22 protein-coding genes are annotated in these 26,141 nt (G+C 60.7%); 7 read left to right on the forward strand and 15 right to left on the reverse strand.

The window, feature by feature from the left end; genetic code table 11:
• Positions 1 to 16 precede the first annotated feature (16 nt).
• The 4 genes from ABNT42_RS14345 to ABNT42_RS14360 are packed head-to-tail and all read right to left on the reverse strand — an operon-like array spanning position 17 to position 2,973.
• The gene (locus tag ABNT42_RS14345; RefSeq protein ID WP_348698016.1) at positions 17 to 772 is read right to left on the reverse strand and encodes a GGDEF domain-containing protein; all 756 of its coding nucleotides are present in this window, start codon (positions 770 to 772) and stop codon (positions 17 to 19) included.
• Positions 772 to 1,161, reverse strand: a complete 390-nt coding sequence (locus ABNT42_RS14350; protein ID WP_348698018.1) for a DUF1987 domain-containing protein — start codon at positions 1,159 to 1,161, stop codon at positions 772 to 774. Before ABNT42_RS14350 ends, ABNT42_RS14345 begins: the two co-directional genes overlap by 1 nt.
• 18 nt (positions 1,162 to 1,179) lie before the next feature.
• Positions 1,180 to 1,737: a SiaB family protein kinase gene (locus ABNT42_RS14355; RefSeq protein ID WP_348698020.1), complete on the reverse strand. Its 558-nt coding sequence runs from the start codon at positions 1,735 to 1,737 to the stop codon at positions 1,180 to 1,182.
• Positions 1,738 to 1,746: 9 nt separating this feature from the next.
• Complete coding sequence (locus ABNT42_RS14360; protein WP_348698021.1) at positions 1,747 to 2,973, reverse strand: SpoIIE family protein phosphatase; 1,227 nt, start codon at positions 2,971 to 2,973, stop codon at positions 1,747 to 1,749.
• A gap of 167 nt (positions 2,974 to 3,140) precedes the next feature.
• Between ABNT42_RS14360 and ABNT42_RS14365 the strand changes: the two genes are divergently transcribed.
• Positions 3,141 to 4,790 (forward strand): methyl-accepting chemotaxis protein, encoded by a 1,650-nt coding sequence (locus tag ABNT42_RS14365; RefSeq protein WP_348698023.1) that lies wholly within the window; start codon positions 3,141 to 3,143, stop codon positions 4,788 to 4,790.
• Here ABNT42_RS14365 and ABNT42_RS14370 read toward each other — a convergent pair.
• The 3 genes from ABNT42_RS14370 to ABNT42_RS14380 form a co-directional block, all read right to left on the reverse strand.
• On the reverse strand, positions 4,781 to 6,934 hold the full coding sequence (locus tag ABNT42_RS14370; protein ID WP_348698025.1) for a TonB-dependent receptor: 2,154 nt from the start codon (positions 6,932 to 6,934) through the stop codon (positions 4,781 to 4,783). The two genes, ABNT42_RS14365 and ABNT42_RS14370, sit on opposite strands and share 10 nt — an antisense overlap.
• Before the next feature lie 20 nt (positions 6,935 to 6,954).
• Positions 6,955 to 11,043, reverse strand: coding sequence for an EAL domain-containing protein (locus ABNT42_RS14375; protein WP_348698027.1), 4,089 nt, complete (start codon positions 11,041 to 11,043; stop codon positions 6,955 to 6,957).
• Between the two features lie 69 nt (positions 11,044 to 11,112).
• A complete protein-coding gene (locus ABNT42_RS14380; RefSeq protein WP_348698029.1) occupies positions 11,113 to 12,036 on the reverse strand; it encodes an ABC transporter substrate binding protein in 924 nt (307 codons plus the stop codon).
• 145 nt (positions 12,037 to 12,181) lie between these two features.
• Between ABNT42_RS14380 and ABNT42_RS14385 the strand changes: the two genes are divergently transcribed.
• Complete coding sequence (locus tag ABNT42_RS14385) at positions 12,182 to 13,555, forward strand: MATE family efflux transporter (protein WP_348698031.1); 1,374 nt, start codon at positions 12,182 to 12,184, stop codon at positions 13,553 to 13,555.
• Between the two features lie 64 nt (positions 13,556 to 13,619).
• Here ABNT42_RS14385 and ABNT42_RS14390 read toward each other — a convergent pair whose 3' ends face one another.
• The 8 genes from ABNT42_RS14390 to ABNT42_RS14425 all read right to left on the reverse strand — a co-directional run bounded on the left by ABNT42_RS14390 (position 13,620) and on the right by ABNT42_RS14425 (position 23,446).
• Positions 13,620 to 14,030, reverse strand: a complete 411-nt coding sequence (locus tag ABNT42_RS14390; RefSeq protein WP_348698033.1) for a hypothetical protein — start codon at positions 14,028 to 14,030, stop codon at positions 13,620 to 13,622.
• A gap of 11 nt (positions 14,031 to 14,041) precedes the next feature.
• On the reverse strand, positions 14,042 to 15,244 hold the full coding sequence (locus ABNT42_RS14395) for a hypothetical protein (RefSeq protein WP_348698035.1): 1,203 nt from the start codon (positions 15,242 to 15,244) through the stop codon (positions 14,042 to 14,044).
• A 289-nt stretch (positions 15,245 to 15,533) separates the two neighbouring features.
• Positions 15,534 to 19,124: a CHASE domain-containing protein gene (locus ABNT42_RS14400; protein WP_348698037.1), complete on the reverse strand. Its 3,591-nt coding sequence runs from the start codon at positions 19,122 to 19,124 to the stop codon at positions 15,534 to 15,536.
• A 66-nt stretch (positions 19,125 to 19,190) separates the two neighbouring features.
• Entirely contained in the window at positions 19,191 to 20,402 is a 1,212-nt protein-coding gene (gene purT, locus ABNT42_RS14405) for a formate-dependent phosphoribosylglycinamide formyltransferase (protein WP_348698039.1), read from the reverse strand.
• Positions 20,403 to 20,431: 29 nt separating this feature from the next.
• Complete coding sequence (locus ABNT42_RS14410; RefSeq protein WP_348698042.1) at positions 20,432 to 21,175, reverse strand: DUF481 domain-containing protein; 744 nt, start codon at positions 21,173 to 21,175, stop codon at positions 20,432 to 20,434.
• 72 nt (positions 21,176 to 21,247) lie between these two features.
• A complete protein-coding gene (locus ABNT42_RS14415; RefSeq protein WP_348698043.1) occupies positions 21,248 to 21,658 on the reverse strand; it encodes a hypothetical protein in 411 nt (136 codons plus the stop codon).
• A 42-nt stretch (positions 21,659 to 21,700) separates the two neighbouring features.
• Positions 21,701 to 22,822 carry a hypothetical protein gene (locus tag ABNT42_RS14420; protein WP_348698045.1) on the reverse strand — a complete coding sequence of 374 codons (1,122 nt, stop codon included), beginning with the start codon at positions 22,820 to 22,822 and terminating at the stop codon, positions 21,701 to 21,703.
• Positions 22,823 to 22,987: 165 nt separating this feature from the next.
• Positions 22,988 to 23,446 carry an Lrp/AsnC family transcriptional regulator gene (locus ABNT42_RS14425; protein WP_348698047.1) on the reverse strand — a complete coding sequence of 153 codons (459 nt, stop codon included), beginning with the start codon at positions 23,444 to 23,446 and terminating at the stop codon, positions 22,988 to 22,990.
• A gap of 127 nt (positions 23,447 to 23,573) precedes the next feature.
• On the opposite strand from ABNT42_RS14425, the gene ABNT42_RS14430 reads away from it, so the two are divergent.
• The 5 genes from ABNT42_RS14430 (at position 23,574) to ABNT42_RS14450 (ending at position 26,114) form a co-directional block, all read left to right on the forward strand.
• Positions 23,574 to 23,912 (forward strand): hypothetical protein, encoded by a 339-nt coding sequence (locus ABNT42_RS14430; RefSeq protein WP_348698049.1) that lies wholly within the window; start codon positions 23,574 to 23,576, stop codon positions 23,910 to 23,912.
• Positions 23,909 to 24,550: a heme-binding beta-barrel domain-containing protein gene (locus ABNT42_RS14435; RefSeq protein WP_348698051.1), complete on the forward strand. Its 642-nt coding sequence runs from the start codon at positions 23,909 to 23,911 to the stop codon at positions 24,548 to 24,550. The genes ABNT42_RS14430 and ABNT42_RS14435 overlap by 4 nt, the downstream gene beginning before the upstream one ends.
• A gap of 75 nt (positions 24,551 to 24,625) precedes the next feature.
• Positions 24,626 to 25,408 carry a DNA/RNA non-specific endonuclease gene (locus ABNT42_RS14440; protein WP_348698053.1) on the forward strand — a complete coding sequence of 261 codons (783 nt, stop codon included), beginning with the start codon at positions 24,626 to 24,628 and terminating at the stop codon, positions 25,406 to 25,408.
• A complete protein-coding gene (locus ABNT42_RS14445) occupies positions 25,405 to 25,671 on the forward strand; it encodes a hypothetical protein (protein WP_348698055.1) in 267 nt (88 codons plus the stop codon). The genes ABNT42_RS14440 and ABNT42_RS14445 overlap by 4 nt, the downstream gene beginning before the upstream one ends.
• A complete protein-coding gene (locus tag ABNT42_RS14450; protein ID WP_348698057.1) occupies positions 25,668 to 26,114 on the forward strand; it encodes a hypothetical protein in 447 nt (148 codons plus the stop codon). The genes ABNT42_RS14445 and ABNT42_RS14450 overlap by 4 nt, the downstream gene beginning before the upstream one ends.
• The last annotated feature ends 27 nt before the right edge of the window (positions 26,115 to 26,141 follow it).

Consider the following 26,141-nt stretch of genomic DNA (forward strand, 5'->3'; position numbering starts at 1 on the left):
TCTGGCAGGGCAGCGCCTAGGCGACGGCTGCCAGTAGCGGGTTGGGTTCCATGCCCGTATAGGTGCGCACGCAATTGCGGCCGGCCCGTTTGGCGGCGTATAACGCTTCGTCGGCATGGCTGTATATGGTTTCGAAGCTGCTGCCCTGTCTGGCCCAGCTGACGCCCACGCTGGCCGTGATCTGGCGATTGATGGGCGCGCCGAACATCTGATCGGCGATGGCATCGCAGATCCGCGTGGCGACTTCCTGCGCAGCAGCGATACGGGAGGTGGGCCAGACCACGGAGAACTCCTCACCGCCCACGCGACCGATCGCTACCTGCGGGCCCAGCAGATTCTGCAGACAGCGCACCACCGTCTGGATCACCATGTCGCCGGCCGGATGGCCGAAATCATCGTTGACCCATTTGAAGTGATCGATATCGAGCACGATCAGCGCCGTGTCGCCCCGTTCCAGTGCGGCGCTGGCGCATTCGATGATGGCACCACGGTTCAGGGCGCCCGTCAGCGGGTCGTGGCTAGCCCGGTATTCCAGCTGCTGTGCCAATTCGTGCAACTGGCGGTTCATCTGGTTCATATCCAGCTCGGCGCGGTCGCTGCGCCGGATCAGGCGGCGGCTTTCGCGCATCAGCCGTTCGTAATGGACGATCAGGGCGGCCAGCGCGGCACGGGTGTCCGCCTGCGCATCGTCATGGGCGGCGCGCGCCTGCGCCAGTGCCGCACTTTCCTGTGCAAACAGATCGGCTTCAGCGCGGGCGGCAGGGCGCTGCATTACTGGCCACTCACGGCATGGGCACGGAACTCCAGCGCGGCAAAGTCGTCGCGCAGTTCTTCGCCGAATTCGAGGATGGTGTCATCGTCTTCGTCGTGGTACCAGTTCAGGCACACCTCGTTGCCGGCCAGCGCGGCCTGATTCAATGCATCGAAGAAGGCGAACAGCATCTTGGTGCTGGAGCTGTTGAAGTAGGCCAGCGACACATTGACGTTGATGGTGGCGCCGTCGCAGCCGGCCAGATAGCGCTGTACCTGAGCGATCAGCGGGGTGTAGAAGGCAGCGGCATTTTCCGGATAGGATTCGCCCTTGATCGACAGACTATGCTGCTCGAAGCGGAAATCGACTTCCGGCGAAGTGGGAGTGGCGCTGAGATAAAGTGCTTGCATAACGGTTCCAGTGCTGAATTAGATGATCGCCTTGATGCAGAACACCGTGGTATCGGGCGCGTGCGCTTCCTGCACGAACTCGAATTCCAGAGGTTCGCTGGCGTCGCGCGCCATGGTCAGGAAGCCCAGACCGGCGCCCTTGCTGTCGCTTGGTGCTTCTTCGCGCAGGGCCTTCTTGTAGGCGGATTTGATTTCGTCCATGGTCATGCTGTGTAGCGGTTCGAGGCGCTGGCGGATGCGTTCCACGTTGGCACTGTCGACCGGATTGGCGCACAGCAGAAAGAAGCTGTCGCCCTTCATGCCGATGCAGAACGAGCCGCGCCGCATCTGGCCTTCCTGTTCCTGTCCCGGTGTGAGCGTATCGGACGAGTAGTGCATGATGTTCTGCGACATTTCCACGAACGAAGAAAAGATGCGGCGGCGTGTAGGCCCGGCTGCGCCGGCCGTATCCAGCCGCGCTTTGATGGTCTCGGAAATGGCTGCCACCACGTGCTGCGAGAAATAGCCCACGTAGAAGAAGATGATGTGGCGTTTGCGTGCGACATCCCAGAAGTCGTTGAATTCTTCGTACAGCAAGTGCGGCTCCTATGGGCGGAAACAGAAAAAAGTCAGGTCATCGCGGCGCGGCTGGGCGCCTTGCCACGCATTGAAATCGGCCAGCAGCGCATTGGCGGCCTGTGCAGCGCTGGCGTGGCGCTGGGCCAGCAATGCCTCGCGCATGCGCCGCTTGCCGTAGGCGATATCGCGGCTGCCGCCGATCTGGTCGATCAGGCCATCGGTAGTGAGCAGTAGCAGACCGCCGCTAGGTACGCTGATCTGCTGGTTGTGCCACTGGTAGCCATTCGGGGTATCGGTATAGCCTACGCCCATGCGGTCGCCGTCTATAGTCTGCACGGCATCGCTCTCCGGCGTCAGCCGATACAGAGCCATGCGCGCGCCCGCAAAGTGCAGGGTGCGGCTGGCTGCCGAATACCAGATGAAGCCGGCATCCATGCCATCGTTGGAGCCGCTACTGCCGCTGCTGCCATCCTGCTGGCCCAGCATATTCTTGACGCCGCGACTCACTTCGGCCAGCAGCGCGGCAGGGTCCTGCGGTCCCAGCTGCTGCAGCGCCTGTGACAGGATGGACGAGGTGATCAGCGTCATGAACGCACCGGGTACACCATGCCCTGTGCAGTCGGCAATCGCGCCGAACCACCCTTGCGGGTACTGGGCGAAATGGTAGAAATCGCCGCCTACCACGTCGCGTGGCTGCCACTCCAGATGGGCGTCTGGCACGGCGGCGGCCAGTGCCAGATCGGAAGGGCGCAACAGCGAGCGCTGGATCACACTGGCATAAGCGATGCTGTGCATGATCTGGCGGTTTTTCTCCGCCTGCATATTCGCCACCACGTTCATCAGTTGCAGGCCGAAGCCCACCCCGGCCAGTCCGCCATCACGGCTGACGATGAAGCCGTCGGCCAGCGCCTTTTCGCCCGATTCGACGGCACGGAAGGTCAGTTCTTCGATACTCACGGCAGCATCGACAATCAGCGGTTCCTTGTCCATGAAAGCGATGCAGCTTTTCTTGCCATATAGCTCGTGGTAATAGGGCTTGGACATCTGCGACAGGAAGATATTACGGCTGATCAGACCGATGGGGCGCTCCTGCTCCAGTACGGGCAGGCTCATCAGCTCGCGCCGTTCGGTGAACAGTTCCAGTACGCCCAGATTGGTGGTGTCGGAGGTCACCGAAACGGTCGCCACGCACAGGTCGGCTGCGGTGGAGAGGCGAAAGCGCGGTAGATGGTGGCGGGAAGCGTTGAACTCCAAGGTGGCGTGTCCGGTGATGAGTCGTGGCGGTAATGCTAATGGGAAATTGTTACCAGTTCATTACAAGGAAACAACCTACTAAAAGTTTCCCGATGGTAATGATGGCGTCACATTTGGCTTCTAGAATGGCGCCACGTCTAACTCCGTAACATCTCCGAAAAAACGTGATGAATATCTCTCGACTCAATACTGCCAATACTGGTTTCCGTGTCATGGCCTCGTTTGGCTTACTGCTAGTCCTGATGGCCTGCATGTCGGCAGTGGCGCTGTGGCGCTTGCACGCTGCTAACGCGACAGCATCCAATCTGGTAGAGCAGAAACTCGCCAAGCAGCAGCTGAGTTCCGACCTGCTGGCGAGCGTGGAACTGAATGGCTTGCGCACCGTCTCGATTGCCCGCGCCGATAGTCTGGAAGTCGCTGATCTGTTTCAGGCCCAGCTGGCGAAGGGCGAAAAGCAGATGCTGACGCTGGAACAGGCGCTGGCGAAATTTTCCAACGATGCCAGTGAACAGAAGCTGCTACAGCAGGTGGCCCAGCGTAAGCAGGCCTATCTGGCTCTGCGTAGTGAACTGTTCAAGTTCAAGGATAGTGGCCGCCTACAGGAAGTCAGCGATCTGCTGGAGCAGCGTCTGCCCGCTGTGGCCGCTGCCTACACGGGTGCGCTGGAGCAGTTGCTGGCCTACCAGAAGGAGCAGGCCCGATTGCTGGCGCAGCAGTCGGCCAGCCAGTTTGACCTGAGCCGCAACCTGCTGTTGGCGCTAGGCGTGATCGCTCTGCTGAGCGGCGTGGTACTGGCGGTGCAGCTGACCCGCAGTGTGGTCCGGCCGCTCGAGCAGGCGGTGCTGCTGGCCCAGCAGGTGGCCGATGGTCAATTGCATGGCAGCATAGCGCATCAGCGCAAAGATGAGATCGGCAAGCTGCTCGATGCGCTGAGCCACATGACGCAACGTCTGGCGCAGACCGTGCGTCAGGTACGTGACGGCGCACAGCAGATCGATCACAGTTCGCAGGAAATTGCTGTCGGCAATCTGGATCTATCGCGGCGTACGTCGCATCAGGCTGGCGCACTGGAACAGACCGCCTCGGCCATCGTGGAACTGACCGAGGCGGTGACGGCCAACAGCAGCAATGCCCGTGCCGCCAATCAGTTAGCGCTGTCGGCCAGCGCCGTGGCCGATAAAGGTGGTGCGGTGGTGGCGCAGGTAGTGGCCACCATGCATAACATCGATGCATTCGCCCGTCGTATCGTCGACATCACCGGTGTGATCGACGGGATCGCATTCCAGACCAATATTCTTGCCTTGAACGCGGCGGTGGAAGCTGCCCGTGCGGGCGAGCAGGGCCGTGGTTTTGCTGTCGTTGCTACCGAGGTACGCAATCTGGCACAACGTTCTGCGGTGGCCGCCAAGGAAATCAAACAGCTGATCAACGAATCGGCCCAGCAGATCGCCGGTGGTAGTGCGCTGGCCAGCGAGGCCGGTGTGACCATGAACGAAATCGTTGCGCAAGTGGGTCGCGTTGCGCAGATTATTGCCTCCATCAGTGCGGCCAGTAGCTCCCAGCAGCAGGGCATAGAACAGGTCAATAATGCGATCTGCCAGATGGATGGCGTGACCCAGCAAAATGCCGCACTGGTGGAACAGGCCGCTGCGGCGGCGCAGGCTATGCAGGAACAATGCCGTGATATGGCGCGCCTGATGGGGGAGTTCCAGCTGGAATCCGCGCCGACGCTCCCCGTTGTTGCCGTGCTGACGGCAGAGCGGGGACGGGCAGCACCGTTGCGCGCTTTGCGCAGTTCCGCAACGGCCTACATCTGATAGCTGGCCTGTAGCGAAATTGTGCGGCCGGGCATGGGAATGTCGTTCGGCAGTGCCAGACCCGGGGCCGGACTGGGTTCGCGGATGGTGGCATTGAAGGCATTGCGCAAGGCCAGCGTGTAGTTCCAGCGCTGGCGGCCATAACGTGTGGCCAGCGTGAAGTCGGCGCTGGTGTAGTCGGATAGTGGCGCGCGGGCATCGCCCAGTGCCCGCCGGCGGCCGGCTACATGGTTGAGCTGGACACCGAGCTGGTAATCGTCGGCAAAACTCCAGTCACTGCGTACCAGCAGATGGTGGCGCGGTGCGGCGCGCGCATCGGTGCCGCTGCGCTGGTCGATGGAACGCTGCCATGAATAGTTGCCGCTCAGTTGTAAGCGCGCAGCGACCAGCCATTTTGCTTCCAGTTCGGCCCCATCGCCATGCTGGTCGCCCGTGTTGGCATAGGTAGTGCCCGTGCCGGCGATGGCATTCGGTACGGTCCGTATGATGTCATGCATCATGTAGTGGTAGAGCGTCAGGGCCACGCTGGCATTGCTGCTCAATTGCCATGCCAGTGCCAGCTCGGTGGTGGCATTGCGCTCCGGTTTGAGCTGGGGGTTGCCCATTGCGACGGGATTACTGATGCCATAGCTCTCGACAAATGCCGGTGCACGGAAGGCCCGGCCATACAGCAGCTTGGCGGTGACATCGTAGCTGGCATCCCATACCAGCGCGAGGCGCGGATTGGTGGTGCTGCCGAAGTCGGAATAGCGGTCATGGCGCAGACCCGCCGTCAGGTTCCAGTCGGCCGCCAGATTCCATTCATCCTGCACAAACAGATAATGGATGTGGCGCCGCTGCGGCCGGATGAAGGGCGTGGCACTGATCTCTAGCACCTGCGCGAGCGGAATAGGCATGCCGTTGGCGGCGTAGTTGAAATTGCGGTATTCGCGCGTGCGGTACAGATCGATATCATCGTGCCCCAGCCCCAGTCGCAGGCGGTGCCACTGCCAGCCGCTGTAATCGGCATAGGCGCTGGCGCGATAGCTGCGCTCCCAGGTTTCCGGCGCGGCGATCATGCCGTTAGGGAAAGCGCCAGTGGGATACACGAGACCGGCCGGCATCAAGTGATACCAGCGCGGGACTTCCTGCGAATACTGCTGGCTACTGATGGTGGCGCCGGCGCCCCAGTCGCGGCTCAGCTGGCTATCGCTCCAGCTCAGACTGCTGGTGATGCGTTCGCTTTGCTGACGGCCTGCGGGGTCTAGCGCATGGGCGATGCCCAGTCCCGTACCCATGTCGTAGCGGCGCTTGTAGCCGAAGCGGGCCCGCCATGCACCGTACTGGGCATCCAGATTGGCATCGACCGCTTTCAGCTGGTTATTGATCGCGCCGGGTGCCAGCGTGGCATGGGTGTTGAACAGCTTGTCATTGCGGCTCTGGGCATCGGCTTCGACCAGATCGTGATTGCCGTCAGTCTGGCCATAGCGCAGGTAGCCGGCTACCGCCAGCACACCGAACTTGCCGCCATGTTGCAGCCATACATCGCCGCTGCTAAAGCTGGCGGCGCGGAGACCGGCTTCGGTGCCGCCCACTTCGGCGGCACTCTTGGTGATGATGTTGATGACGCCGGCGTAGGCGTCGGAGCCATACAGCGCCGAGCCGGGGCCGCGCAAGATTTCGATGCGGGCGATGTGCTCGACCGGATAACCACCCCAGATATTGCCCTTGTTGCCGATGTAGGCGGTGGTAATGGGAATGCCGTTTTGCAGCATCAAGACCTGCGGGTTGAAATTGCTGACGATGCCGCGGATCACGTAGACGGGGGAATTGCTATTGGGCGTACGGTTAACATGGATGCCCGGTACGGTTTCGAGTATCTGGTCCAGATCGGTCGCGCCCATGGCCTGTATATCTGCTGCACTGATCACACTGGCGACCGCCGGTGCCCGCCGTAGCGATTGCGGGCTGCCGGTGGCAATACTGACGTTCAGCGTTTCACCCGGCGACAGGGCCAGTTCGTCTTCCGCGACAGGGCTGGCATGTGCCGCTGCCGTGTTCAGCAACATGGGCAGGATGGCGAGCACTGCTGCCGGCAGGCAGCGTGGCCGCAGGTGCGGCACTGTAGCGGAATGCGGGGCGGGACGTGGTTTTTGCAGCATCATGTGTCTAAGAATCCAGATATTCAATTCGGTGCGACGAGGATGGCGCCGCTATGGCTGCGCTGGGCACGTAACAGTTCGGCGCATTGCTGGGCGGGCAGTGCCGGGCTGAGGAAGTAACCCTGCAGCAGATCGCAGTCACGCGTGCGCAAGAAGGCCAGCTGGGCTTCCGTCTCCACCCCTTCGGCCACCACTTCCAGCCGCAGACTGTGGGCTAGCGCGATGATGGCGCTGACGATGGCCATGTCATCGCTGTCCTGCGGCACGTCGAGCACAAAGGAACGGTCGATCTTGAGTATGTCGACAGGGAAGCGCTTCAGATAGGACAGCGACGAATAGCCGGTGCCGAAATCATCGATCGACAGGCGTACCCCCAGCGCATGCAGGCTGTGCAGGGTGGCCAGCGTATCCTGAGCATTTTCCATCAGCGTGCTTTCGGTAATTTCCAGCTCCAGCATGGCAGGCGGCAGACCGGTCTCGGCCAGTATCGCTGCCACGGTGCTGCTGAAGTTCTTCTGCAGTAGCTGGCGCACCGACAGGTTCACGGCCACACGCAGATCGGCCAGACCTTCAACGCGCCAGTTCTGTAGCTGCTGGCAGGCACTGCGCAGCACCCATTCGCCGATGGGGATGATCAGTCCCGTCTCTTCGGCCAGCGGGATAAACTGGTCCGGTGCGATCAGGCCGCGCAGGGGGTGATGCCAGCGCAGCAGGGCTTCCATGCCAATGATGCGGCCGTCGTCCAGCCGCGCCTGCGGCTGGTAATACACTTCCAGCTGGTGGCCTTGCAGCAGTGCGTGGCGCAGATCGCTCTCCAGCCGCACGTGTTCGGAAATCGAGAGTTCCATCGAAGCTTCGTAGAACTGGAAGCCGCTGTTGGTGCGCTTGGCGCGGTACATGGCACTGTCGGCGTGTTTGACCAGCGTTGCCACATCGCGCCCGTCATGGGGATACATGGCGATGCCGACGCTAGCCGTGACGTAGATGTCATTGCCATCGATAGGGAAGGGGGCGCTCAGGGCACGCACAATGTTCTGCGCTGCCGACGCTGCCGCGGCCGGACTATCGAGCTGGTCCAGCACCACGGTGAATTCGTCGCCGCCGAGGCGCGCCACCGTGTCGTCATCCCGTACGGTCTGGCGCACCCGCTGCGCGACGGCCTGCAGCAGCCGGTCGCCGATGTGGTGGCCCAGATTGTCATTAACGTATTTAAAACGGTCCAGATCCATGAACAGCACGCCCAGCTGTTGCTGGCTGCTTTCGGCATGGCTGATACGCTCGGCCAGCAGATCGAAGAACAGGGTGCGGTTAGGCAGATTGGTCAGCACATCGTTGTAGGCAAGATGACGGATGCGCTTCTCCGCACGGTTGCCTTCGATGATGCGGCGTACCCGCTGCGATAGCACGGCGTAGTGGATAGGCTTGGGTATGTAGTCGCTGGCGCCGGCGGCAAAAGCTTTTTCGACTGAAGCGTTATCCTGCAGCGCGGTAATCATCAGTACGGGAATGTCGCCACCCTGCGGCAGTTGCTGCATGCGGGCGCATGCTGTGAAACCATCCATCACCGGCATCATGGCGTCCATCAGGATCACATCGGGCTGGAAGCTGGCCAGCATGGCCAGTGCCTGCGCACCGTCGGCGGCCTCCTGTACGTGGAAGCCGTCGCGCTGCAGGGTGTGGCGCAAGGTACGGCGGGTACTGCGGTCGTCGTCGACGATCAGCACCTGCGCCAGACTGTCATCCGCTGGCAGTGCCGGCACCATTACGCTGAGCTGGGCGCGCAGGAATTCGGCCAGAGCCGCATATTCGCCCCGCAGCGGCGCCAGTAAGGGCAGCAGTTGCTGCGCCTCGCCCTGTGCGGCCTGCTGTTCGATCTGCGCGGCCATTTGCGCTAGTAGCTCGGCACCCAGATTGGCCGAAGCACCTTTGAGCGTATGGGCCCGTTCGCGCGCCAGCAGGTGATCGCCAGCAGTCATGGCCTGTTCGATGTCGGCGATACAGCGCGGCGCATCTTCCAGAAACGGCTCGATCGCCTGCGCCAGGCTTTCGCCCAATACCTGGCACAGCGGCTCAAACACGCTGCGATTGACGGGGCAGGGGGCGGCAGGCGGCAGGGCCGTTGGCGCAGGGACGGAAGCAGGCGCCTGTAGCGGCAGCCACTTTTCCAGCTTGCGCCGCAGTTCCACCAGCGTGATGGGTTTGGCCAGATAGTCATCCATGCCGGCGGCTAGACATTTTTCCGCATCGCCGGACTGGGTGTTCGCCGTCATCGCCAGCAGCGGTGTGCGGCGGCCGCTGGCCAGTTCGGCCAGCCGGATATGGGCGGTGGCCTCATAGCCATCCATTTCCGGCATGCTGCAATCCATCAGGATCAGATCGAAGGACTCGCGCTGGGCGGCGCGCACGGCTTCCGCGCCATCGCCAGCGAAGACACAGCTGCAGTCGTTGAGTGCCAGCATGCCGGCTGCCACCATCTGGTTGGTGCGGTTATCTTCCGCCACCAGTACGCGGAAACGCGGCGCCGTGCCTTGCTGGGGCGGGCGTGCTAGATTGGTCGCGCTGCTGCTGGTGGTGGTGGCAGGCGGCTCGATCGCCGGATCGGCAGCCAGAGGCGCGCTGGCCGGCTGGCACTGGATGTCGAAGCTGAAGCTGCTGCCCTGTCCCGGCGTACTCTGCACGCTGATCTGTCCGCCCAGCAGTTCCACCAGCTGTTTGCAAATCGCCAGCCCCAGTCCCGTGCCGCCGTAGCGCCGCGTGGTACCCGTCTCCGGCTGGACATAGGCGTGGAACAGACGCTGGCAGACTTCGCTGCTCATACCGATGCCGGTGTCGCGCACACTGCAGTGCAGGCGTATGGGCGCTTGCTCGCCGCTGATGCCCAGACTGATGCTGACCTCGCCCTTTTCGGTGAATTTGATGGCATTGCCGGCCAGATTCAGCAAAATCTGGCGCAGCCGCAGCGCATCGCCCGTCAGATAGCGCGGCAGGTCGGCCGAACCCTGCCAGCCCAGTTGCAGTCCCTTCTGGCTGGCCTGCGGCAGCAGCAGTTCGACCACCTGATCGAGCAGCGCCGGCAGGTCGAAGGTGTTCGGCTCCAGCGTCAGTTTGCCCGCTTCCAGTTTGGAGAAGTCCAGAATATTGTTGATCAGTTCTATCAGTGTGGTGGAGGAATTCCATGCCACGTCCAGCAACTCCTGCTGGCGCATGGAGAGCCGGGTTTCGCGCAGCATGTCGAGCATGCCCACTACGCCGTTCAAAGGCGTACGCACCTCATGGCTGACGGTGGCGGCAAACTGGGCTTTCAGCTGGGCCAGATTGATGGCCGCGTCACGCGAATCTTTCAGCTCGCTCTCGCGCTGCTCCAGCACCGTCATCATCTGGTTGAAGGCGTGCGCCATGTCGATCAGGTCACGCGGGCCCGAGGGCTGCGCGCGCATGCCTGATTCGCCCGCTTCGGCGCGGCGCATCAGTCCCGATAGGGCATTCAGCGGGCGTATCATGTGGCGTGTCAGCAGCCGGCCTGCCACCAGCACCACCACTGCAAACGATAGCGTCAGAGCCAGATTGCCTAGCAACAGAGAGGAAGTCAGGTTGTTGAGGGTGTTCTTGGCGATCTGCACTTGCACATAGCCTTGCACCTGCGGGGTCATCTCCTGCGGGTCCAGCGGCGAGACTTCGGCCTGACCACCAAACACGGGTGCGACGAACAGCCAGCTACGGTTATCTTCCGCTACCAGCGCGGCGCGGGTGGGCAGACTACGTGTAGTGGCCGGCAATGGCTGCCGGCCCGCTGCCGCTTCACTGAGCAAGACGCGTTGCTGGGCATCGATAATCTGCACCGCGTTCACATCGGGGAAGGCGAGCGTGGTGCTGACGACTTCACGCGCGTTTTCCGGCGAATGGAACAGCAGGGCCAGCGTACTTTGACGCGCCAGATTTTCTGCTATGCGCTGGCCCTGACCGGCAAAATAATCGCTCATGCGTACATTGGCTTCGCGCGCATTCATCAACGCCGAAAACACTGCCAGACCGAGGATGGAAACCGACGCGATCAGCATCAGCTGACGCTGGAAGCCGGTGCGGCGCAGGAATAGACGGAGCAGCTTGATCATGGTCTGAAACGGAATGATGGCAATGCCCGCGGCAATGCCGCGGCAGGAGGCGGGGCCTGATAGCCGGCCTCAGAGTTCAGGGAAAAACGCATCGAATTGCCTTAGTTGTACGGGGCCTAGCTGCAGGCCGAGATGGCTGGCAGTACGCGAATTGAGTGCGCTATTGAGGGCGCGCAGGGGCAGCAGCCCCCGTTTGACGGGTTCGCCGTTCTGCAGCGAGCTAGCTAGCTGGGCCAGATCATGGCCGAGTTGCACATGGTTGGGATACATGCCGAACAGCACGCCTTTCTTGACGTGCAATACGCTGCTGGAAAACACGGGCAGATTGCGGCTCCACGACTCTTTCAACAGCATCGGCAGAATCGTGCTCTCTTCGACCGTGGTGGCATCCTGCGGCAACCAGAGAGCGTCACGCCGGCCGTCGGCGGTAGATAGCAGTGCTTCGTAAGCGTGCGCCGCGCCTACCAGATCGCTCGCCTCGAGCGCCGAGAAATCCAGTCCTTGCGCGCGCGCCGCCTCGCGCGCCAGCCGGATCTGGCTTTCGCTGGCCTGTGGATGATAGACCACCATCACCCGCTTTACGGCTGGCAGCAGGTTTTTCAGCATCCCGAACAACAAGGCCGGATCAGGCATCATGCTGATGCCTGCCAGCTGTTCGCTGTCGTTGCCCGGATATACGCCACCGACTACCAGTGGCAGGCCGCTATCGAGCGTGCTGGCCAGTTTCAGGCTTTGCCGTCCCAGTACAATCAAAGCCTTGCTGGTCCTGAGGTTGTTGCGCAGCTCGGCAGTGTCGGTACTGGTCGCAATCGCATAGGCACGCGGACGCACATGGCTCTGTTCTTCCACGCCCTGTAGCACATCGTTCACCACGTTGCGGTAGGCCCCATTAAGTTCCGGATGCAGCACGGCCAGTGCCTGCGCATGCGGCTGCCCGGGCGGCATTAACAGCAGCACAAAGGTGAGCAGACGGAAAACAGCGGCAGGACTCAAGGCAGATGGCGAAAGGTAAAATGGGCGCAGCGAGAGTGTACACTTTGTCAATCCTAAAGCTTCAATAGATATATTCTATGATGGTTATGCAAGCGCTTCCAGTTGCGTTACACTAGCGTGCCTGCAACACAATCGAGCTCAACCTATGTCTACCTCCCATTTGCCGCTGCGCATGCGTGGCCTGGTCTGGCCCCTACTGGCGGAGCTGGGACTGGCCATGGCGATCGGGGTGGCCGGTACGGCGCTGGCCGCGCGCGCCTCTGACGCCGCCGGCGCCGCGTTTGCGATCGCCAGCCAGGTTACCGCCATGCTGTTCCTGCTGTTCCGGATTATTGGTGCCGGCGTCAGCGTCGTGGTGACGCAAAAACTGGGCGCACAACAAATTGATGCAGCGCAACGAGTGGCACGCGCTGTGGTCGGCGCCAGTAGCTGGCTGGGCGCGCTGACGGCGTTGTCCGGCTGGCTGGCCGCTGAACCTCTGTTGCGCCTGCTGAACACACCGGCCGAAGTGATGCCGCTAGCGTTGCCGCTGCTACAGACTCTGGCGCTGGCCATGTTGTTCGATGCGTGGAACGCCGCCATGGCCAGTGTGATGCGGGCCCATCTGCGTACGCGCGATACTCTGCTGGTACTGGTCGCCATGCATATGAGCCATCTGCTGCTGGCGCTACCGCTGATGTTTGGCTGGGGAGTCTTCCCCGCACTCGGTCTGCCCGGCTACGCGCTGGCACTGACCATCAGCCGCATGCTGGGACTGGCACTGCACCTGCTACTGTGGCGCTATCAGCTGGGCATCAGCTTGCGGGCCGGCGACTGGTGGCAACTGCCGAAGGCGGAACTGGCGGCAGTGCTGCATATCGGTCTGCCCGGTGCGGCCGAGAATATTGCCTGGCGACTCGCATTCATGGTCAGTGTGGCGGCTGCAGCCCAGCTGGGCGCCACAGCGCTCGCGACGCAGGCCTATGTACTGCAGGTGATGGCAGGCGTGATGATGTACAGCATAGCCAGCGGCCTGACGGTGGAGATCATTGTCGGCTATCTGATCGGTGCCGGCCAGTTGCGTGCGGCCCATCAGGTGGTGCGCCGTACTTTGCTGCGCAGCGTGCTGGTAGCGCTGCTGATTGCCGCACTGGCGGCGCTGCTGGCCCAGCCTTTGCTGCGCTGGTTTAGCAGCGATGCACAGATTATTGCCAGTGGCAGCGTGCTGCTGTGGCTGACGGTGTTGCTGGAACCGGGCCGTACCTTCAATCTGGTGGTGATCAACGCACTGCGCGCAGCGGGCGACGCCCGTTTCCCCGTGATGGCAGGGGCGCTGTCCATGCTGCTGGTACTGGCCGGCGGCAGCTGGCTGCTGGGCGTGGTTCTGGGCTGGGGCTTGCCCGGCGTATGGCTGGCCTATGCGGCGGACGAATGGATCAGGGGACTGATCATGTGGCGCCGCTGGCAGGCGCTGGCCTGGGTGCCGCATGCGCGCCACGCCCGCAAGCAACTACAGCCGCTGGTAGTGGTCGAAGGCTAGTTAGTGCGCCGCGCAAATAACAACGCCCGGCAGAACCGGGCGCTGTCTAAGCTGCCAGACGGGCTTACTGTACCGTCAGAATCACTTTCACCGTGTCGTCCACTTGCGACTTCTCGATATAGCCGATGGCGCTGACATCGGCTGCCACCGCTTTCTTCACCTCGGCGCTGGAACCCAGTTCCTTCGGTGCCGTGGCCTTACCGGTAAACACCAGCTTGGACCAGATGGCTTTCACCTGGGTTGCGTCCTTGTCCAGCACTTTCTTGTAGAACTCGTTACGCAGCGGACCGTCGGTGTGTTCGATAGGGGTGAACAGCGTCGATTTACCGAGGAAGAACTGGCCGGCCTGTTCGCTGAACATGCGGGTTGCCGGGTTCTTAGGATTAACGATAACGACGATCTCGGCAGCGAATAGGGGAGCCGCCGCCATCCCCAGACCTGCCGCGACTAACAGTTTTGCAATGGCCGTTTTCATATAGGCTCTCCTTAGAAGACGAAATCGATGCCGGCAGCGTAGACGTTCACGCTCTTGCCTGCCAGCGACGGTTTTGCGTTGGCGAAGTAGCCGACGCCATCACGCGTGCTGATGTGATCGATCTGGAATTTGAACGCGGCCGATTTGTAGAAGTCCCAGCGCACGCCCACTGCCGTGGTCGATTGCAGACCGGCCTGAATCGCGCCATTGGCGGCTGCCGTCAGTCCGGCCAGCGGGCCGCTGGTCGGCATGCTGGCGAAGCTGCGGATACTATCCTGCTTGACGTCGCCATACGAAACGTAAGGCAGCAACTTGCCCATACGGTAGCCGGCCATCAGATAGTAGGAGCTGGTGTCCTGAATTGCACGCGACTCGGTCTTGCGCTTGGCATATTCGCCTTGCAGCACGATGTTGTTGTAGTCCATGGAAATACCGGCCGAGGTAAAGCTGCCGTCGATATCCGACAGCGGCAACTGGGCTGCCACGGAAGTCAGGCCGTATTTGTTGAGTGCGCCCAGCAGTGCATTCAGGCTGACGTTGTCATACACATTGACTTTGGCTTTGGCATGGCCGAGGCGGTAGGTGAAAGGACCGTTTTCCAGTACCAGCTGGGCCGATACGGCCGGTTTGAATTCCACATCATAGTTGCTGTTAGCGTGGAAACGGGTGCGGCCCACGGCCAGCTGGCCCGTCACATTGGTCTCGCCAAAGCTGTGCTGGTAGAGCAGGTCGGCACCGTCGATATTGTCCACCGTGACCTGACGGTAGACTTCGTTCGGGGCGCGCATCATGATGTTGGCGTAACCTACGTTGCGCACGTCGGAAATCATGTAGACCGGCAAGCCGATACGGCCCACGCGGAAGGCGATCTCGTCGCTGGCCTTGTATTTGGCGAATGCCCAGGCCAGTTCGCCGGCGTACTGGTCGTTAGGACCGTTCTTGCGCACCAGTCCCTGCGCCGTCAGCGACAGGCTCTCGCTCAGCTTGGCGGACACCTGCAGGCCCAGATTCGAATCGACGCCAGTGCGGGCGCTCTTGCCGGCACCGCCGACCTGATTGGTGCGGTTGAACAGACCGTCATTGGTATCGGTCATGGTCAGTGCGCCAGTGCCGAAGCCGCTGATGGTGATCGGCAGACTGTCGTCGGCGTGGACCTGGCTAGCCAGTGCGCCGAATACGGCCAGAGCCGTCAGCGCCAGTTTGGGTTGCATCATCGTGTATTCCTCCCGTTAATCTCGTGTTTATTGTTGTTTAGTACGCAGAGATAGTCTGAACGGTGAAGGTGAGTTTGTGTGAGAATTGGCCTATAAATGTCACATTTTCGTTGTTTTTGGGCAACGCGATGTGCAATGGCGGGGCAGAACTATACGCAAGTTCGCCTATTTCATCTTCAAATTACCGTATTCAGCGGAGATTTTTGATCTGGCGCAGATGTGGCCGTATGACAAAGATGTAACAATTGATCATTTCACAATGCAAGCTAGTAGCATGCGTGGTTGTCGTTCAGGCGGGACGGCGGGCGGGAAGGTTGCGGCGTATGGTGCGCAACATCTGGTCTATGTCGACGGGTTTGGCAATGAAGTCGTTCATGCCGGAAGCAATGCACTGCTGGCGTTCAGATTGCATGACACCGGCCGTCATGGCCAGTACGGGCAGCGATAGCTTGAGCTCGGAACGGATGCGCATGGTGGCCTCGAAACCATCCATCTCCGGCATCTGCACATCCATCAGTACCAGATCGAAGCGCTGACTATCGGTACGCAGCAGATCCAGTGCAGCGCGGCCGTTATCCACGGTTTCCAGCGTGGCGCCGGCGTAGTTGAGCATGCTCTGGGCCACCAGCTGATTGAGCGGATTATCTTCCACCAGCAATAGTCGCACGCCATCGATGCGCAGCGCTGCAACGGCGCCCAGATCGGCACTGCTGGCCGTCGTAGGCGTGCTGTGGCGCAAGGTGGCGCGCAAGGTCTCGTACAACCGTGCCGGTGTCACGGGCTTGAGCAGGGTGGCGTTGGCCAGTTCGGCTTCACGGTGCTGCAGCAACTGCCCCTGACCGTAAGCGCTAGTGAGCAGCACGATAGCGGGACAGTCAACGGGACGGGCGGCGCGGATCGCCTGCATGGTAGCCAGCCCATCCATACCGGGCAGATTCCACGCCAGCAGAATGGCATCGTAACTGGCGGCAGCGCTGCCCAGCATCTGCAGTGCCTGCTCGCCGCTGCTGGCATGGCTGCAGCGCCAGTTCAGGCTGACGATATTGCGTTGCAGGTAGTCGGCCGCCAGCGCATCAGCGTCGATCAGCAATAAATGCTGGCCCGGCAGCGGCGCTTCGTCACTGACAGGAGGCATGCCGTAACGCAGCGGAATACGCAGCGTGAAGGTACTACCCACCCCGGGCGTGCTGTCGACTTCGATCTCGCCGCCCATCAGGGCAGCAATCCGGCGCGAAATCGCTAGACCCAGACCGGTGCCGCCGAAGCGCCGCGTCATGGAAGCATCGGCTTGCGAGAACGGTGCAAACAGTAGACTGCGCTGCTCCTGCGGTATGCCGATGCCGGTATCGCTGACGCTAAAGCGCAGCGTGACGGCTTCACCACTCGCACTGGCGCGCTCGACCAGCAGTGCAACCCGGCCTTTTTCCGTAAATTTGATGGCATTGCCCACCAGATTGACCAGAATCTGCTGCAGCCGGTGACTATCGCCAAATAGCGCTTGCGGTACGCCGGGATCGACACCGATCGATAGTTCCAGATTCTTTTCACTGGCATTCACGGTCATGATGGTGGCGACGGCATTCAGCACACTCTGCAGGCTGAACTGCACGGGCGCCAGCTCCATCCGTCCCGCTTCAATCTTGGACAGATCAAGTACGTCATTCAGGATGTTGAGCAGGGCTGTGCCGGAACTGCCTATCATGTCCAGATACTTTTGCTGTTCGGCCGACAGGCTGGTGTTATTGAGTAGCTGGGTCATGCCCAGCACGGCATTGAGCGGAGTGCGGATTTCGTGGCTCATGTTGGCAACGAATTCCGATTTGGCGCGGCTGGCCGCTTCGGCCAGATCGCGTGCAATGATCAGCGAAGATTCCGAATCGCGCAGTGCCGCTGTCTTTTCCTCGGCCAGCGCACTGGCATAGGCCTGTCGCGCCGTCAGCGCCCGCACCACGCCGAAGAACAGCAGGCTGATGATGGCGCCGGCCAGCAGTACGATGTGCGACTTCTGCCGGTCGATGGTGTTCTCGAAGGCCGGAAGCGAGGTCAGGCGCAGCGTCCAGCGGTGGCGCAGCAGATCCAGCGGCAACTGGCGCTGGTAGGGATTAGGGTAAAGGTCCAGATCGGCCGGCAGGCGGTTCTCACTGGCATACAGCAGGCTGGCCGCAGCTGTGCTATTGCCGTCAAACACTTCCAGCTGGATACCATCGTCCGCCGGACCCAGCAGCCCGGCCAGCATTTCCTCGGCCCGGATCGGGGCATAGGAAAAACCGTTGAGCGCTGCCATGCGTAAGGCTGCCCCCGAGCGGCCCCGGGGGAACTGGGCTTGCTGATGGTAGATGGGGAAATACATGAGGAAGCCGGGCTGGGGCGTGCCCGAGCCCTCCTGCACCAGCACCACCCGTCCCGTCAGCACAGGTTCGCCCAATCGCGCCGCTTCCAGCATGGCTTGCCGGCGTATCGGCTCCGACATCATGTCGTAACCGAAAGCGCGCAAATTGGCACCGCTAGCGGGTTCCAGATACAGCACGACGCCGGCAGCCGGGCCCAGGCTGGCATCGGCTAGATTCCAGATATGGAAATCGCTGCGGTCCTGTTGGCGGATCTGTGTTTCGAAGCGCTCGCGCTGGTCATGGGGGACCAGGGCTGCATAGCCCAGTCCCAGCATGCCGGGCATGCTGTTGCGAATATCCAGTGCTTCCGTGAACGCATGCCATTGAGCACGGCTGGGTTCCGCTTCCACTCTGAACAGGGCGCGCGCGCCACGCAGACCGGCGGCATACAGGTCCATGCGCCGGCTTATGCGTTCGGCAATATCGGTGGCGCGGGCATCGAACTGGTCACGCGCGCGCCGTTCCGTGCTCAGTGCAACCAGCTGCCAGACCACTACCGTCAGGGCGATGCCGGCCAGCAGGGTGGCCCAGTGGGCAGCGTTCTGGCTGCGCATTGGCCCTTGCAGGCGGTGCCGTTCGTAGTCGTCGGCGCTGAGTACCATGCCGATCACGCTGCACAGCACCACATAGCTGGCCAGCGCGATCAGCGCATCGTTGAGCGTGCCCACCGCAAACGGACCCAGCCCCCGGATAGTGGCCAGTACGGCTCCGCTGGCGATCAGCAGGCAGCACAGGCTGGCACCGCGCTGGGCATAACGCTGGGCGGCCCAGGCGACCCCCAGTATCAGCACATAGGGCAGCCAGCCATCGCCGTCACCGGCGTTGTAGCGGCGCGCGAAGATGGCCGCTATCATGGCGATCAGCAATAGCAGCGACAGCGCGCCGGCCCAGCTCAGACGGTAGCTACCCTGTGCCGGACGCCATGCTAGCAGGGCCGGGGTTACCAGCAGCACGCCGGCTACGTCACCCACCCACCAGGTCAGCATCACGGTGGGCAGGGCTGGCCAGCTGACCATGCCACCCAGATACAGCACACCGCTGCCGATGACGGCGGCGAGTACGCACATGAGCAGCCCGATCAGGGCAAATTTATACACATCTTGCAGTTGGGAAAATGGCTGCTGGGCGCAGCCGTAGTGGCGCGCCAGCCAGACACCGGCAGCGGCTTCCAGCGTATTGCCGCCACCTATCAGCAGCGAGATCAGGTTGGTGCCCAGATCGGGCGCCAGTCCGTTACCGACGAAGGTGGCCAGATTGGCAAAGCTGGCACCGATCAGGATGGCGGGCCAGACACGGTAACCGAAGGCCAGCATGGCGGCGAAAGCGATGCCGGAAGGTGGCCAAACGGGAGTAGCATTGCTGTGACCGAATGCCAGCAGCAGGCTGGCACGGGCAAACAGGAAATAGCAGGCCGTCAGCGCCATCACCAGCGCCAGATGGGGTAATCTGGTACTGGTGGAGTGATGCGTGGCGTCTGGCGTGGCAGTCATTGCTCTATCTCGCTGGCAAGTACTTTCGTCTGACTCGTGTGCCGCAGCGCACAGGCTGCGGCCAGTTTAATCGGCGCGGCGCGGCAGGACCAGCGCTGCTGCCTGCTTGGCGCGCTCGCGCGCCGTTGCCAAGTCGTCGGCGCTGGCCAGTGCCACCCCCATACGGCGGCGTGCAAACGATTCCGGCTTGCCGAACAGACGCAGGTCCGTACCCGGCACGGCCAGTGCTGCGGCCACGCCCTCGAAGACGATGCCGGCGGCGTCATGCTGGCCATAAATCACTGCCGATGCGCCGGCACTACGCAACGCCACATTGACGGGCAGGCCGAGGATGGCTTTGGCATGCAGTTCGAACTCGCTCTGGACTTGCGTCGCCATGGTCACCATGCCGGTGTCGTGCGGCCGTGGGCTGACTTCGGAGAACCATACCATATCGCCCTTGACGAACAGTTCGACACCGAAGAGTCCCAGACCACCCAGATCGCCCGTAACTTTGGCGGCAATGTCGCGCGCCCGCTGCAGTGCCAGTGGCTGCATGGCGCAGGGCTGCCACGACTCGACGTAATCGCCCTGTACCTGTACGTGGCCGATAGGGTCGCAGAACTGGGTCTGGATCTGGCCATCGCTAGCTATGGAACGCACCGTCAGCAGGGTGATTTCGTAATCGAAATCGATGAAGCCTTCGACGATGACGCGGCCCGCGTCGACCCGGCTACCGGCGGCAGCATAATCCCATGCGGCGGCCACTTCGGCTGCGCTATCGATCTTGGACTGGCCTTTGCCGGACGAGGACATGACGGGTTTGATCACGCAGGGGAAGCCGATTTCGGCCGTGGCCGCCTGCAGTTCGGCCAGGCTGCTGGCAAAACGGTAGGGCGAGGTGGCCAGTCCCAGTGTTTCTGCTGCCAGCCGGCGTATGCCTTCGCGGTTCATGGTCAGCTGGGCGGCGCGGGCGGTCGGAATGCAGGTGATTTTGCCGGCCTGTTCCAGCGCCGCCAGCGTATCGGTCGCGATGGCTTCGATTTCCGGCACCACCAGATCAGGCCGCTCCTGCTCGATCAGTGCGGCCAGTGCTGCGCCATCTGCCATGTTGATCACGTGGGCGCGATGTGCCACCTGATGGCCGGGAGCATTCGGATAACGGTCCACGGCGATCACTTCCACGCCCAGACGCTGCAGGGCGATGATGACTTCCTTGCCCAGTTCACCAGAGCCAAGCAGCATGACTTTGGTGGCGTTAGGGGAGAGCGGTGTACCGAATATGCGGGGAGTGTTCATAATCTTGGTGTGGGCAGAAATAGAGAGAATCAGAACGAGTAGACCAGTGTCACCGAAGTCTGGGTATCGGTATTGCGCTTGTCGGCCGGTACATTGGTATCGTTGCGGATGCTGTAGGCGGCTTTCATCTGCATGGTGCCGTTGATCTTGGTGCGCAGGGCGGTCTCCGCCTGCGAGTGCACATTCGAGGTGCCGCGCTCGACGATCAGGTTTTGCGAAAGCTGGGCCGTGTCGCTGACCTTCCATTTGATGTTGCTTGCACCGCGGATGGTCATGCCGGTTTCCGTAATGCCGTTGGAGCGCGTGCCTTTGAAGTAGCCGGGACCGATTTCCACGTCCATATTGCTGCTGTCAGTGGCATAGGCCTGGGTGCCGTAACCGACGCCCAGCGTGGAGTAGCGCGTATAGGCACCGAAGCGGTCATCGACATGGGTGGCAAGCGCAAACAGTTTATTGTGGTCCTCGAGCAGCTTGAACGCAGCTTTGGCCGAGGCCGAGTAACGCTGCGCCGAGCGCTGGCGTACCCGTGCGCCGCTGGCCTGTTTGATCTCTTCATCCTTGAAGTAGCCCGCCAGGATGTATTCATTGCTCCAGTTGCGTAGTTCCTGATGGGCGTCGAGCTTGCCTGTGACGGAATTACCGACCGTGTTACCTGAAGTCGAGATGGCGCCCAGTTCGGCCGAGTTGTTCCAGCCCAGGGGCGGTACGTTGTCTGCAGCAGCGCTGAACACGCATGCCAGCAACAGCAGGGGGGAGAATTTTTTTGCGTTCATGCCACCATTGTAACCGAGACAAGCGTGATGGCGACACGGCTGGCGGCACTCGGCCACCAGCCGGTGCAATCATCAAGGCAGGGTAAGGATGACTTTGACGCTATCGTCCACGGCCGACTTTTCGATGTAGCCGATGGCATTGATATCGTTGGCGATGGCTTTTTTCACTTCGGCCGTGGAATGCAGCTCGGCCGGCATCACGCCCTTACCGGTAAAGATGATCTTGGCCCAGGCCGCTTTCACCTGCGAGATGTCCTTGCCGGCCAAGCGTTGATAGAAGTCAGCCCGGATCTGCGACTTTTCGGCCTGGTCGAGCGGTACGAACATGGTCGATTTGCCGAGGAAGAACTGCGAAGCCTGTTCGGAGAACATGCGGGTGGCGGGATTTTTGGGATTGACCACCACCACAATTTCCGCTGCGCTGGCCAGACCGGCGAGCAGACAGGTACTGGCCACGGCCAGTTGGATGAAGAATTTCTGCATGAATGCACTCCCTTATCGTTGGTTTATTTTTATCGGACGCGCTTAGAACACCATCTGCCACGACGCCGACAGCAGGCTGGCATCGCCGGTGAACTGGAATTTGGATTTGTCCTTAATCTTGTCGTATTGCACCTTCAGTGCTTGCGAGGTGGCGAAGTCCCAGCGATAGGTAAGTGAGGTAGTGTTATGTTTCTCCGTGCCGGTCGGCCAGTAATCCGAATGTTCGGCAAATTGCGACCACGACAGCATGACGGAATGCTGGTCGAATTTATAGCCACCGGAATAAGACTGGGCGGTAAAAGTATTTTTAACTGATGGTCGGTCGATATAATTAATTTCGCTGCGCATCAGCCAGTTTTTATAATCGATATTAAATGACAATCCATAAAATGCCTGACCGACATCATTAATTAACTGACCATTGGCGCCGGACATGGCGGGACTGCGCACACCATTAATAACCGAATAACGTTCCACCACGGTGTGCATATATACACCGCGCACACTGAATATATCGTTACTGGCGTCCAGATAACCGCCTATCATCTTGTTCCACGATTCGTCGATGCGGCTGGTGTAGTACAGATTACCTAGCATCTGGTTATCGTTGCTTTTGCGCTTGCCGACCCAGACATTGCCCGTGTAGGTCCAGTCACCAACGTTATTGGTGTACAGCAGGTTGGCGCCGTCATACGAATAGATCTGCCAGGCGTACAGATCCTGTGACGGCCGCAGCCATGGATAGGCGTAACCCACGTACATGTAGTCGGAGTAGTAGTACAGCGGCAAACGTTTGCGGCCCGCCTGCAGTGTCAGGTTCTCGTTGATGCGGTAGCTGCCGTAGGCCCAGTCCGCATTGACCGAACTGTCCGCACCGCGCGCCACCACCTGTACGGTCGCGGAAAGATCGGGGGTGAATTTAAAGTTACCCTGCAGACCAGCCAGCGACTCCGGCTGTACCTGAGTCTTGTGGTATTCGTACAGGCCGACGTATTCATAATTGGCGGTAAAGCACGGGCATTGATAGGAATAGCCGGGCTGGGCGTTGATCTGGTAAGGAACGCTGCCGCCAGTCGCGCCATTCAGCACGCGGCCGACCGTCAGCTGGGCAAAGCCGCTAAAACTGCTTTCTACTGCCAGCGCCCCAGTTGAAATAATCGCCAAGGTTGTTAATGCTGCAATTTGTTTAATTCGCATCTTGCCACCCCTTTTTTTGTTAAATATTCTGTTTTTTTAATCTACTATCGAAAAAATAGCGGGGCAAGCAGAATGGTAAAAGTGTCGCTTTTAGGTATTACTCGCTTATTAATGTTAATAATATTCACCAGGCTATGGCTCGACAGAAACACTATGTTTTAAACAACGTAAAACAAAGGTGGAACGGCTATGCCGTAAGCCCGGCAATTTGTAGAGTTTGCGGCGCAGGAATTCCTCGTAGCCGGCGGTGCCGGCCACTGCCACTTTGATCAGGTAGTCGTATTCACCTGTCAGCAGGTAAGCCTCGATGACTTCCGGCAGTTCGGCCAGCGCCTGTCCGAACTTCTCGAAAATGTCGTCATCGTGCCGGTCCAGCGTGACTTCGATGATGACGGTGTCGGGATAACCCAGTGCTTTCTGACTCAGCAGGGCCGTGTAGCCCTCGATCAGGCCGGCGTCTTCCAGGGCACGCACGCGATTCCAGCACGGCGTGGTGGATAGGCCGACGATTTCGGCCAGACGAGTGTTGCTGAGTCGGCCATCACGGCGCAAGGCGCGCAGTATCTTGCGGTCTATTTCATCGATTTCCATGCCTGCCACTCCAAAAAAGATAAATCTTCCCCATATTCTATAACGCGAGGAAGATTGTTCTGCCAAATCCGGAGAACTGCATAAACTATGGAAGCCTATTCCGTGACTTTGCGGATATTCTGGCTAGATGAAAAATACTCAGACCAACTTCCGTTTCTGCATCGAAGACGATGCATCTGTCGCCACCCTGGAAGCCGTGCTCGCGATAGTGCGACGGCTGGATCTCGATTTGCGCAGCCTGCGTACACATGCCATTGCGGGCGGCCTGGAGGTGCAGTTGCGGGTGGCTGCAGCGGACGAAGATGGTCTGACGCTGTGCCGCATGCGGCTCAATAACGTGGTGGGCATATTGGCAGTACGGGTGCTGCCCGTGGCGCCGGTAGTGGCCAGCACCGAACCGGCTTATGCTTATTCGGCCATTCCACCATACAATAGTGCTCATCCGCATAGACAGGAATCCGTATGAGCGAGTTTTCGAACGATATCTACACCGAGCCGGAAGGTTATGACCGGAATACGCTTGATAATCTGGGGCCGCTGACCCGTATGGCCGGCATCTGGCAGGGCGAGCGGGGGCTTGATATCAAGCCCAAGGCAGACGGGCCGCGCAAACAGGCGTATGTCGAGCGCATCGAACTGCAGCCTATCGACCCGGTCACCAACGGGCCGCAGCTGTTTTACGGCCTGCGCTATCTGATCATCGTCAATAAGCCGGACCAGCCCAAGACCTATCACGAACAGGTAGGTTACTGGCTGTGGGAACCCGCCACCAGCACGGTGATTCAGACGCTGGCCATTCCGCGTGGCCAGATCGCCATGGCAGCCGGCGTGGTGGCCGCCGATGCAAACGAGTTCGAACTGGTGGCGCTACGCGAATCGGAAACCTACGGCATCCGTTCCAATCCCTTCCTCGAACATGGCTTCAAGACGGTGGAATACCGTATCAAAGTTCGCTTCCACGACGATGGCAGCTGGTCCTACGAAGAAGACACGGTGATGCTGATCCGTGGTCAGGACGAGCCTTTCCATCATCTTGATCGAAATCACTTGCAGAAAGTAGCCGAGCCGACGCCCAACCCGCAGGTAACGGGACACGCTGCCTGATACCCAGTTGACCCGCCCTGTGCGGGCGGCCTGCTGTCCGCTAGAATGCCTGTTTAAAATTTCTACGGATAAATGATGGGTCTGATACATCGCAGCGTGCTGGCCGTGCTGCTGGCGGCTGGCGTCTGTGCCAGCGTGGCGGCGGGCAACTGTCCCGCCCATTACGTCGATGGGCGCATGCCCGAAATTCAGAATAAACGTATGCAGGCCGGCACTACCGAGCTCTGTTACGACGTGTTTGGCGTGATGCACTCCAGTATTACCCGCACCCCGCTGTGGTCGGCCGAACGTCTGACTGCCGAGAATCTTGCTGCTGCCAAGACGCTCTCGCGCGAGAACAGTTTCCATCCCGAACCGCGCCTGCCGGCCAGTGCACGTGCCGAACTGGCCGATTACGCCCGTAGCGGGTTTGACCGTGGCCACATGGCGCCGAATGGCGATATGCCGGACCGGAATAGCCAGCATCAGAGCTTTACGCTGGCCAATATGGTGCCGCAGGATGGCGAGAATAATCGCCATCTGTGGGCCGGTATCGAGGCAGTGGTGCGCAAGCAGGCGATCAAGGAAGGCGAGCTGTATGTGCTGACGGGGCCTGTGTTTCTAGGTAGTAGTCTGCGCAAGATCGGCAACGTGCTGGTGCCCAGCCACCTGTACAAAGTGGTGTACAGTCCCCGTCAGAAGGCCGGCGCGGCTTTTCTGGTAGAAAATCGACCAACCAGCGAATATGAGCTGCTCAGTATTGCCCAGCTGGAAGCGCGCATCGCTCTGAATCTGCTGCCTAGCCTGAGTGCTGCGCAAAAAGAGACAGTTTTGCGTCTGCCGAATGTAAAGCTGCGTAAATCGAAAGGTGGAAAATGAAACAAAGCAAAGCCTTCATTCCCTATGCCAACGAAGCCGATGTGCTGCATATTGGACATCTATGCATAGAAAATCGGCTCGACCGTATCACCCTCAGCGGCGATGTGGATCTGACGGCCGATCAGCAGGGGCTGGCCAGCGCGCGCGCGCTGCAGGCCGTACTGAACGACGTGGTGGCCGTGCTGGAGAGCCGCACTCTGCCAGCAGAACTTCCTCCGGCGACTGTGACCACGGTGGCCAATCCGTTCGGAGATCCGGCATGAGCAGCTATCAGGGTGCGCTGCTGAGCGAGGGACAGATACGCGCGATCGGTCTAGGCTTGCTCGACCGTACGCTGCCCAAGCAGCAATGGACCCATGCGGCGCATCTCGCGGCTGCGCTGTGGCTGCTGGTCGAACGGCCGGATATCGATGCGCCGTCGGCCATGCCGGAGATTATCCGGGCCTACAATCTGGCCTGTGGGGTAGCCAATACGGACACGGGCGGCTACCACGAAACCATCACTCAGGCGTCGCTGCGTGCCGTGGCCGAGTATGTGCGTCAGCAACCCGCCGGTACGGCGCTGGCGACCCTGTGCACGGGATTGTTAGCTTCGCCTTGCGGGGATAAACACTGGCCCCTGCGCTACTGGAGTACCGACTGCCTGTTTTCCGTCGAAGCGCGCCGGCACTGGTTAGCGCCCGACCTGCAGGACTTACCGTTCTGATGTTAGGATGCTAGTACTTTCATCGTA

The organism is Duganella fentianensis, from assembly GCF_964031615.1.
GTDB classification, from domain to species: Bacteria; Pseudomonadota; Gammaproteobacteria; order Burkholderiales; family Burkholderiaceae_D; genus Rugamonas; species Rugamonas fentianensis_A.

Coding starts and splice junctions, on each gene's coding strand:
- ABNT42_RS14425 (WP_348698047.1), bottom strand. CDS start 23,446: ATGGAAATCGATGAAATAGACCGCAAGATACTGCGCGCCTTGCGCCGT.
- purT (WP_348698039.1), bottom strand. CDS start 20,402: ATGAACACTCCCCGCATATTCGGTACACCGCTCTCCCCTAACGCCACC.
- ABNT42_RS14440 (WP_348698053.1), top strand. CDS start 24,626: ATGGGTCTGATACATCGCAGCGTGCTGGCCGTGCTGCTGGCGGCTGGC.
- ABNT42_RS14435 (WP_348698051.1), top strand. CDS start 23,909: ATGAGCGAGTTTTCGAACGATATCTACACCGAGCCGGAAGGTTATGAC.
- ABNT42_RS14345 (WP_348698016.1), bottom strand. CDS start 772: ATGCAGCGCCCTGCCGCCCGCGCTGAAGCCGATCTGTTTGCACAGGAA.
- ABNT42_RS14375 (WP_348698027.1), bottom strand. CDS start 11,043: ATGATCAAGCTGCTCCGTCTATTCCTGCGCCGCACCGGCTTCCAGCGT.
- ABNT42_RS14400 (WP_348698037.1), bottom strand. CDS start 19,124: ATGACTGCCACGCCAGACGCCACGCATCACTCCACCAGTACCAGATTA.
- ABNT42_RS14350 (WP_348698018.1), bottom strand. CDS start 1,161: ATGCAAGCACTTTATCTCAGCGCCACTCCCACTTCGCCGGAAGTCGAT.
- ABNT42_RS14370 (WP_348698025.1), bottom strand. CDS start 6,934: ATGATGCTGCAAAAACCACGTCCCGCCCCGCATTCCGCTACAGTGCCG.
- ABNT42_RS14445 (WP_348698055.1), top strand. CDS start 25,405: ATGAAACAAAGCAAAGCCTTCATTCCCTATGCCAACGAAGCCGATGTG.
- ABNT42_RS14365 (WP_348698023.1), top strand. CDS start 3,141: ATGAATATCTCTCGACTCAATACTGCCAATACTGGTTTCCGTGTCATG.
- ABNT42_RS14415 (WP_348698043.1), bottom strand. CDS start 21,658: ATGCAGAAATTCTTCATCCAACTGGCCGTGGCCAGTACCTGTCTGCTC.
- ABNT42_RS14395 (WP_348698035.1), bottom strand. CDS start 15,244: ATGATGCAACCCAAACTGGCGCTGACGGCTCTGGCCGTATTCGGCGCA.
- ABNT42_RS14390 (WP_348698033.1), bottom strand. CDS start 14,030: ATGAAAACGGCCATTGCAAAACTGTTAGTCGCGGCAGGTCTGGGGATG.
- ABNT42_RS14450 (WP_348698057.1), top strand. CDS start 25,668: ATGAGCAGCTATCAGGGTGCGCTGCTGAGCGAGGGACAGATACGCGCG.
- ABNT42_RS14410 (WP_348698042.1), bottom strand. CDS start 21,175: ATGAACGCAAAAAAATTCTCCCCCCTGCTGTTGCTGGCATGCGTGTTC.
- ABNT42_RS14385 (WP_348698031.1), top strand. CDS start 12,182: ATGTCTACCTCCCATTTGCCGCTGCGCATGCGTGGCCTGGTCTGGCCC.
- ABNT42_RS14430 (WP_348698049.1), top strand. CDS start 23,574: ATGAAAAATACTCAGACCAACTTCCGTTTCTGCATCGAAGACGATGCA.